Here is an 8883-nt window from a genome sequence, read left to right as displayed (position 1 = left end):
GATCCTAACTCATGACTAGAAGCTCGCACAAGAGTGCGGCTTGTAGAAATCAAAATATATATTGAAGGCCCGGATCACGGATAATATTTAAAGCGAATAAATGAGCCAGGGCGTTGCGGAGGTTCCCGACGCTCGTAAGCGTAGCGTCTGACTCGCTCTTTGTGGCGCTATCCGTTGTAGCGACTGGCTTTCGCCGTTGGCACTTTCTCCACGCAATCAAGCCAAGTGCCTTCCGTGTGCTTCGGCGCTCTTTTTGTAAGTTAGAGGGGTAGTGATTACACCGTCTGTAATGAATTTTATTGCTTAGGATGGTTTTCGGTTAAATAAAATTGTATTTAAGATTACAGGCAATGAAGAACTAGATTTGTGGGGAATAATTTCTCCCCTACAACCAAGGAGTAATAATGGTTTTAAGTCAATATCAACGTGCTGTAGGCGTATTTACTCATCGTCGAGATGCAGAACAGGCACTACATGAGTTGAAAGATTCTGGCTTGGCGATGGAGAAAGTATCTGTAGTTGTACAGAATGCAGACCGCAATCATGAGATTGCCAATGATCAAATAAAAGAGCGCACTGGTGATAAAGCTGACGAAGGTGCAACAGTCGGAGGGCTTTCAGGGGGCGCTGTTGGTGGGTTGACTGGTTTATTAGTCGGTCTTGGTACTTTAGCAATCCCTGGAGTTGGGCCAATAATGCTGGCTGGCGCAGCCGCAACTGCTTTAGTTACAACACTTGTCGGGGCAAGTATTGGTGCTGCTACTGGGACTTTTGCTGGTGCATTAGTTGGTTGGGGAATATCGGAAGAGCAAGCTAGAGCATATAACGAGCGAGTAGAGCATGGACACTATTTTATAATCGTGGATTGTACATCTGTTGAAATTGCTAAAGTAGAAGCAATTCTACAGCGTTGGGGTATTGAAGAGTTTGGTATTTACGAGCATTTCAACAGTGAGTATAGAACTACAAATTATCTGAGCACGACAACTTCTGCTACTGCCATTCCTAATAAAAGTGGGATTTTGCCTAAATATGCTGTTGGTTACTTTAATCACATAGATAATGTTGAAGCGGCAATTAACGATATGTATGTCGCAGGTTTTGCAGTAAATCAGATTTCCTTAATTTGCAAAGACTTTTCTCAAGTCAAAGGGTCAATAGGCGTTAATTTAAGTGAGCGCTTTGACGCTATGAGGCTAGGAATAGCAGATGAGTGGGCACGCTTTTACAACGAGCAAATTGATCAAGGCAATTACATACTCATCGTTAGTGGCACAGACAATGAGCTTGATCACGTTAGCTCTATTCTGGGCAATTATGGGGTTCAAGAGTGTCAAATTTATGATCCAATGTTAATTCGTTCCTGAAAACGAGTACCGGAAAATTTAACAATTTTGTCAGAGCAAACCATAGAGGATTTTGTGTCAGGAATTTATACTGTCCTGTCCGTCTGGACTTGGGTTTTAGTTTTGCCTTACTAGCCACTTCTGAGGATAAAGTCAAAACGAGATAGAGCCGCTACAGCCAGTGGCAAAGTTCTAGAATTAAGAAGTATTAAATCAAGTTGAGGAAATTATGGCTACAAAAGTAGAAATCTACACTTGGAGGACTTGTCCGTTTTGCATTCGTGCCAAAAGTTTGCTGAAGAACAAGGGAGTTGAATTTATCGAATACAGCATTGATGGAGATGAGGCAGCCAGAAATAAAATGGCTCAAAGGGCAAATGGACGGCGCTCTTTACCGCAAATTTTCATCAATGATGATCATGTTGGTGGTTGTGATGATATCCACGCTTTAGACAGTCAAGGAAAGCTGGATGAGCTACTAACTTCTAGCAATAGCGTCTAGGTTCAGAAGATATTGCGATCGCTAAAACAAGCCACTGCAATTACACAGCGTCGGTACAATGGAAAAGTAACGCCCTGCCTTGTCTACGGGCTTTTATCCCCACAAAAGCGATGTCTGTCCACAAGATTTTTCCCTCCAGGTTCTACTCAGCAGTACACATATACGTCAATTGGTGAGCATCAAGAGATAATAATTGAATAACCATTTAATTTCTTGGTGATTGAGGTATAAAGGGTGAAACTAGCTTTTATCATTGATCCCATCCATCTGCTTGACCCGTGTCATGATACCAGTGTTGCCCTGATTGAAGCAGCGCAAATCCTGGGACACGAAGTTTGGATAACTCAGGCAAATCTGCTGAGTGTGGTGGAGAGCAAAGCTTGGGCTGTCCTACAGCGAGTCGAACTTGTACCAGTACAATTGGTAGAGGGACGCTGGGTAGCGGTGAATCCTTGGTATAAGTTGAGCGATTCCTCCTTGGCTTCTTTAGAGACAATGGACGCCGTATTTATGCGGACAGATCCCCCAGTCAATGATTCCTACCTCTATGCCACCTATATTCTGGATTACATCGACCAAAATAAAACCCTGGTGATTAACAGTCCTAGCGGTATCCGAGGGGCAAATGAAAAAATGTATGCCCTCCAGTTTACCAAAGCGATTCCAGAAACCATTGTCAGTGCTGATAAGCAGGTTATTCGGCAATTTGTCGAAGCAAAGGGAGCTGCGGTTCTCAAACCACTGGGTAACAAAGCTGGGGAAGGAATTTTGTTTTTGCAATCTGGCGATCGCAATTTTAACTCCATTGTCGAACTCAGTACTCTCCAAGGTCGAGTGCCTGTAATGCTACAAACCTATTTACCGGAGGCAAAAGAGGGAGATAAACGAATTATCCTGCTCGATGGCGAACCGATTGGTGCGCTCAATCGCCTCTCTAGTGGAACTGATTTTCGCAATAATATGGCAACTGGTGGCACAGTCGCTCAAACCGGAATTACCCCAAGAGAGTATGAAATCTGTACCCAATTAGCCGAACGCTTACGCCAAGACGGCTTAATTTTTGTGGGTATTGACGTTATCGGTGGCTACCTGACTGAAGTTAACGTCACCAGTCCTACCGGAATTCGTGAGATTGATCGCCTAGATGGTACTCGCCTTGGTTATCAAGTTATTCAATGGATTGAACAAACTCTAAAAATCAAAAAATAATTTGCATTTACCTTCTCTTTTTGCTTCGTGTCCTATTCTGCGGGAAGCAGACCTCGTTGGGGCGGGCACTTACGTGGTCAAGTTTCCCATGTCGCTACCTTGAACTAAATATATTTACTTGTAGGAAATATAAGTTTAATGGATCGCCAGGGGTAGATGTACCGATGTTTATGACGGGCTACGCCTACTCATCTACTCATCTTTAGTCGGGAAGGTCTTCGTGTTTTTTTGTACCGAAAGCATAGCTGGACATGCGAGCCAGCAGACTCCTGCCCAAGTTCATTCTCTAAAGTAGCGTTGACGAGTTTTTTTACCAATTGGCAAAATCGGGGATGGCAACAGATTGCTTACCCCTGCCCTTGGTAAAACCCTGAAACTAGCAGATTTTATACAGCACTCAGCCTGACCTGAGACTGCTAAGTTAATCTAAAATCTCAAATCCAAAATCTTTTAATTCCTTGGTGTACGTCGGTTTCTCAGAAAATCAGGTATATCCAATCCAGGTTTTTCTTTTGGTTCTGGAATTGGAGTTGAAGTTGGAGTTGAACTTGGAGTTGAGGTTGGGGGATTAACTGCGGGTTGCTGTGTTGCTGGTCGCTTCGAGGTATTAGGTGCTACTCGAACGTTAGCCACGCTTTGTTGTTGCACAGCTTGCACTTCACCTGTAAATCCGGTGGCAATTACAGTAATTCTTACCTCACCTTGGAGTCTGTCATCAATTACAGCCCCAAAAATAATATTGGCGTTGGGATCAACTACCTCATAGATTGCTTCTGCGGCTGCATTCACTTCATGCAAAGTCAGGTCAGTTCCACCAGTAATATTAAATACAACCCCTCTAGCACCTTCAATAGAACATTCTAGTAATGGTGAAGAAATAGCTGCGATCGCAGCTTCTCTGGCTCTAGATTTTCCAGAGCTAACGCCAATTCCCATCAATGCCGAGCCTGCATCTGCCATCACCGCTCGAACATCAGCAAAGTCAACGTTTACCAAACCGGGGATCGTGATGATATCAGAAATACCTTGTACCCCTTGACGCAGCACATCATCTGCATAGCGAAAAGCTTCTTGTACAGGTGTTTGTTCGGGGATCACTTCCAGCAGTTTATTGTTCGGGATAATGATCAGTGTATCTACTCTACTTTTTAGTCCTTCAATACCTTGTTCCGCTTGGCTGGTGCGGCGGCGTCCCTCAAACACAAATGGACGTGTGACTACACCAACAGTCAGAGCGCCCATTTCTTTTGCTACTTCTGCCACTATCGGCGCTGCACCTGTCCCAGTACCACCCCCCATACCAGCAGTGATAAATACTAAGTCTGCCCCCTCTAAAGCTGTAGCAATTTCGTCCCGTGATTCCTCAGCTGCCTTTTGACCAATGGCAGGATTACCACCTGCTCCTAAACCCCGCGTTAGCTTCTGTCCAATTTGCAATCTACTGGGAGCGCCAGCTAAGGTAAGAGCTTGGGCATCAGTGTTAATTGACCAAAACTCTACCCCAGAGACATCAGATTCGATCATCCGGTTAACGGCATTGCCACCGCCGCCGCCGACACCAATCACTTTTATGTTGGCGACCCGACCAGGAACAATCTCGCCAATTCGGCTATTTTCCGCAGAAATCTTCTTATTATCGTGATTTTGTCCGAAGTTCAGCCCAGAGTTATTAAAGGGATTGGTCGAGTTAACTGCCAGAGAGAACCCCGGCTGTCCCGTAGATTGGGAATTTTTATAGTTAAGTCCTTGGTTATTATCAAGTGTCATTGGATTTGTCAAAGGGTAGATAAACGACTTTTTCAGGTGTTATTCACCTCAGAGTCAACTTTAGTTTGACAGTGCCACAATACTAGGGCACTGTTCTTTATTGTTTTCACTACTGCCAAGCCTAACAGAATTGGCAGTGTGAAAATTTGCTATGGGATAAGCTTTTAAGGCAGCCGATCGCACAGCCAATTCTAGAGAAGTATACCTACATTTATCTAAAAGTGATCTGTATAACATCAAAGAGACATTAATCTCTTGATTCTTCTTAGCGGAGGGCATAACTTCTAAAGACATACTACAGCGCCTCTTCTCTGCCTCAATAATAATATTGTTAATAGGTTTTACCATTGGGGATGATTGCAACTTTAGACACAAAACTTACCTTCTACTTACTTATCTTTTAGGTGAAAGTAAGCAAGAATTTACTTGTCAGACTATACCTGATTAACTTGTTCTTTGGCAGGTTTTAATGGACACTTTGTTGCAGTAATAGTCGATCCTACAAGAACCCTCACTAGTGCGGTCAACAAATCAAGATTTCCTACGAGGTTTCTGTCACCCAATAGGAATTACGGCACAGAGTAATCCAAACTTATTGCCCAGAAGCAATGCTTACGCAACTTTGGGCGGTGCTGTTACAGATTGAAACTTCGGTAAACTGTTTTTGGAAGTGTCCTCAACAGACCAAAGCCAGAGCGTTTTTGGCTCTGCACTAGGATGGCGGCGTAAACCGTTCTGATCAGTGCCTTCTGTTCATGAGTCTGAACAATAAATGAAAAACTCAAGGATTTTTCTCTTTTGTGCAGTGGGTTTAGTCAAATAATCTATGGGCAGAAGGCATTTTGCACGCCATAGGCGATCATTAGATTGTCCGACATCTTGCACCCTACTCTTAGATATTAGGGTAACAATTGAGAGTGTTTTACTCGCAATGGAGATTTTATGATTGATCTTCTCATTTTAATTAGAAGTTAATGCCGATTTTCGTGTGGTTTGCCGGAAAACTGAAAATAATAAATATATTTATCAGCATAAAGCTTCTTAATTTACTCAGAGCTATCAATACATTAAACATGCTAGATGTTTTTAGGGATTTTGGGAGTTAATTTTTGGTTTTCTTGGTTCATTTGTACTAAGGGTAATTCTGGATTTTTCAGATCAATATACTCTATTTGACCGGAATTGAATTTTGCTGCTAAAGGGCGCATTTGGGCGAGTACCTTAATTTGTTCAGACAACTGGGGGCCTGGAACGCCGAGATGCACATCTCCTAGTTCTGTCTTCAAAATTAAATTCGTTGGATTTCGACAATCAATTTCCATCACTTTCACCGGACTTTGGCTGACAGCTTGATGAAGCTGAGTCCAGTAGAGGCAGTATTGTTTTGGCAAGCCAATTACTCTGAGATTGGGTAATTTCCTAGTGGGATTCAATGATGTGTATTTTTCTAAAGGCATCCAGACCCCACTTGCATCTAGTAAGCCGATTGTTACTTTTTTGTTGCTAGCTGTTTGAGTCACCGCTACAGGTACTCGTTCTTGGATTTCGATGTTTAATCCAGGAGGAAAGAGGCGGCGTCTGACGATCGCTTGGGCAATAGTTGGTTGTTTCTTCAAAGAGTTAGCGATCGCTGACGGTTCAATCCGCCACAAAGACTGGGGGTAAGATAGCACCAATAGTGACTGAGCGGTTTCATCTGTCAGTAACTTATTGCCTGATTTCATCACTATTTGTTTGGGAGCTTTTAGCATCCACACTGGTTGGACTACCACCCACAGCAATCCACCCGCCAAACCAGTAATGGCAAAGGTTCGCCAAATAGCCTGAATAATTCTCATCTGCCGGTGCCGACGTAATTTCTGACGACGCTGGGCTAGATCCGTGCGGGAAACTGATATTATGCCAGCCATTCAAACCCCTTTCTGGTTGCAATCTAAATTCCTTGACGCGCTCGTATCATTATTAATTTCAGTAAACAGTGTTGGCATCTGTTAGCCGATCTCCTCAAGACTTTTTTATTTTTAGTAACACTTTACAGTAACTACACAATGATTATGGCGCTAGCGATCGTTCCGATTAAAGTTTCCGGTGTCCATTTTTAACTGACTGTTGCCTTTTTGACAAGTTATTTTTGAAGATTTTTTCCCTAAAGATTACAAAATATTAATTTAGATGTTTAGGATTTTGTGTTCTTGACAAATAGGATGTCAAATGATATGTGATTATTCCCGAATCTCTGTGTACTTTGCTATAATTCATACTAGTCTTACTCATCAGCTATAAAAGTTGAGAACCATGTCTGCTTGTAGCTTTTTTGACTTACTTCCTAAGCCCTAAAGGTTTGTCGCAGGTCAAGCAAAAGCTAGAGATTGTCAAAACCTGAATCGCAGGTGTAAAACAGGACAGATATGCTTAAGGCTATTAGGGTTGAATGGCACTTACTAAATCGCTGGATTTAGATCCCCGACTTCTTGAAGAAGTCGGGGATCTGGGCAGCAGCTTTTGCTTAAGTAAGTGATATTCGTTACTATGGTCAATTAAATCTCTAGCATACTACTGACAGTGATACTGCACAAGTCGTATTTTTTGCAATACACTACCAACTTGCGAGTTAATCGTATGCCTACATCCCGGACAGAGATTACTTGTATAAAAAATACGAATAAAACTGCATCTACATACACATCTACATACATGAAAACGACATTAAACTTATCACGTTTTTATAAAGCATGTAACCCCAGCTACACGCTAAATATAAGTAACGTCCTAGATCGGCAGTATTACATAGATTTTGCTGATGTACGTGGTTGCAAAATTGTCGAAGAGTTGCAACGGACTATCATTCGGATTTCTCCTGATGAGCCAACCTGCCAGTTATTTACGGGTCATATTGGCTGCGGTAAGTCAACGGAATTGCAGCGCCTGAAGACAGAACTGGAATTGGCGGGATTTCATGTGGTTTATTTTGAGTCCAGTCAAGACTTAGACATGGCGGATATTGATGTCAGCGATATTCTGCTGAGTGTAGCCCGTCAAGTCAGTGCCAGTTTAGAAGGCATTGGCATCAAACTCAAAGCTGGTTACTTTACCAATTTGCTTAAAGAAGTAGGCGATTTTTTGCAAACCCCCATAGAACTTTCTGGACAAGCAGAATTGTCCTTGGGTATTGCCAAAATTACCGCCAAAACCAAAGATAGCAGCCAGATGCGGAATCAATTAAGGCAATATCTGGAACCACGAACCAATAGTATTTTGCAAGCGATTAACGAAGAAATTTTAGAAAAGGCTATTGAACAGCTCAAGCTAAGGGGTCAAAAAGGACTGGTAGTGATTGTAGATAATTTGGATCGAGTGGATATGCGTCCCTTAGCATCCGGGCGATCGCAACCAGAATATCTCTTCATCGACCGAGGCGAACAGTTACGCCGACTCAAATGCCACCTAGTTTACACAATTCCCCTAACGTTAATTTTCTCCAATGAGTACGAGACACTGAAAAATCGTCTGGGGGGAGGGATTGCGCCAAAAGTACTGCCGATGGTATTAGTGCGGCAAAGAGATGGCAGTGACTACGAACCAGGGATGTCACTAGTGCGCCAGTTAGTTCTAGCAAGAGCTTTTCCAGAAGTTCCTTTGAATGGCAGGCTTTTATTAATTACAGAATTATTCGAGCACTCCCAAAGTTTGGATCGTCTATGTCGCGTTAGTGGTGGTCACATTCGTAACTTATTGGGTTTACTTTATAGCTGCCTACAACGACAAGATCCACCTTTTTCTAAGGACTGCTTAGAAGCCGTGATTAAGGACTACCGCGACGATCTGCTATTAGCTATTGATGAATCCCAGTGGGAATTATTGTTTGAAGTAGTGCAGCAGCAGAGAGTTAAAGGTGAGTCTGACTATCAGAGCTTACTAAGAAGTATGTATCTGTTTGAATATCGTGATCCTGTGGGGCGCTGGTTTGGTATCAGTCCAGCCTTAGCAGAAACAGAAAAAGTTTTGGCTTGGCAACAAAAAAAGTAACAGTCCTGGGTGAGTCAACAATTACTAATTCGT

7 protein-coding genes are annotated in these 8883 nt (G+C 42.7%); 4 read left to right on the top strand and 3 right to left on the bottom strand.

From position 1 onward, the window contains the following. The first annotated feature begins 404 nt into the window (after positions 1–404). From HWQ23_RS08400 to gshB, 3 genes are all read left to right on the top strand, one after another. Positions 405–1367, top strand: a complete 963-nt coding sequence (locus HWQ23_RS08400; RefSeq protein ID WP_292826277.1) for a general stress protein — start codon at positions 405–407, stop codon at positions 1365–1367. A 208-nt stretch (positions 1368–1575) separates the two neighbouring features. Next, positions 1576–1848, top strand: a complete 273-nt coding sequence (gene grxC, locus HWQ23_RS08395; RefSeq protein ID WP_292826274.1) for a glutaredoxin 3 — start codon at positions 1576–1578, stop codon at positions 1846–1848. A 234-nt stretch (positions 1849–2082) separates the two neighbouring features. Then, entirely contained in the window at positions 2083–3057 is a 975-nt protein-coding gene (gshB, locus tag HWQ23_RS08390) for a glutathione synthase (protein WP_292826271.1), read from the top strand. Positions 3058–3507: 450 nt separating this feature from the next. Here gshB and ftsZ read toward each other — a convergent pair whose 3' ends face one another. From ftsZ to HWQ23_RS08375, 3 genes are all read right to left on the bottom strand, one after another. Continuing rightward, the gene (gene ftsZ, locus HWQ23_RS08385; RefSeq protein ID WP_292826268.1) at positions 3508–4824 is read right to left on the bottom strand and encodes a cell division protein FtsZ; all 1317 of its coding nucleotides are present in this window, start codon (positions 4822–4824) and stop codon (positions 3508–3510) included. A 60-nt stretch (positions 4825–4884) separates the two neighbouring features. Continuing rightward, positions 4885–5118, bottom strand: a complete 234-nt coding sequence (locus HWQ23_RS08380) for a hypothetical protein (protein WP_292826265.1) — start codon at positions 5116–5118, stop codon at positions 4885–4887. Positions 5119–5900: 782 nt separating this feature from the next. Next, positions 5901–6734: a cell division protein FtsQ/DivIB gene (locus tag HWQ23_RS08375; RefSeq protein ID WP_292826262.1), complete on the bottom strand. Its 834-nt coding sequence runs from the start codon at positions 6732–6734 to the stop codon at positions 5901–5903. Between the two features lie 784 nt (positions 6735–7518). Between HWQ23_RS08375 and HWQ23_RS08370 the strand changes: the two genes are divergently transcribed. Further along, the gene (locus HWQ23_RS08370; RefSeq protein WP_292826259.1) at positions 7519–8850 is read left to right on the top strand and encodes a P-loop NTPase fold protein; all 1332 of its coding nucleotides are present in this window, start codon (positions 7519–7521) and stop codon (positions 8848–8850) included. Positions 8851–8883: the final 33 nt, after the last annotated feature.

Source organism: Nostoc sp. JL33 (assembly GCF_017114985.1).
In the GTDB taxonomy this organism is placed as follows: domain Bacteria; phylum Cyanobacteriota; class Cyanobacteriia; order Cyanobacteriales; family Nostocaceae; genus Nostoc.
The sequence above is the reverse complement of the archived record's forward strand: the minus strand, read 5'-3'. Positions and strand labels throughout refer to the sequence as shown.

Bases quoted from the DNA above. Each gene is read 5' to 3' on its own strand.
- grxC (WP_292826274.1), top strand. From the start codon at position 1,576: ATGGCTACAAAAGTAGAAATCTACACTTGGAGGACTTGTCCGTTTTGC.
- HWQ23_RS08370 (WP_292826259.1), top strand. From the start codon at position 7,519: ATGAAAACGACATTAAACTTATCACGTTTTTATAAAGCATGTAACCCC.
- HWQ23_RS08375 (WP_292826262.1), bottom strand. From the start codon at position 6,734: ATGGCTGGCATAATATCAGTTTCCCGCACGGATCTAGCCCAGCGTCGT.
- HWQ23_RS08400 (WP_292826277.1), top strand. From the start codon at position 405: ATGGTTTTAAGTCAATATCAACGTGCTGTAGGCGTATTTACTCATCGT.
- ftsZ (WP_292826268.1), bottom strand. From the start codon at position 4,824: ATGACACTTGATAATAACCAAGGACTTAACTATAAAAATTCCCAATCT.
- HWQ23_RS08380 (WP_292826265.1), bottom strand. From the start codon at position 5,118: ATGTCTTTAGAAGTTATGCCCTCCGCTAAGAAGAATCAAGAGATTAAT.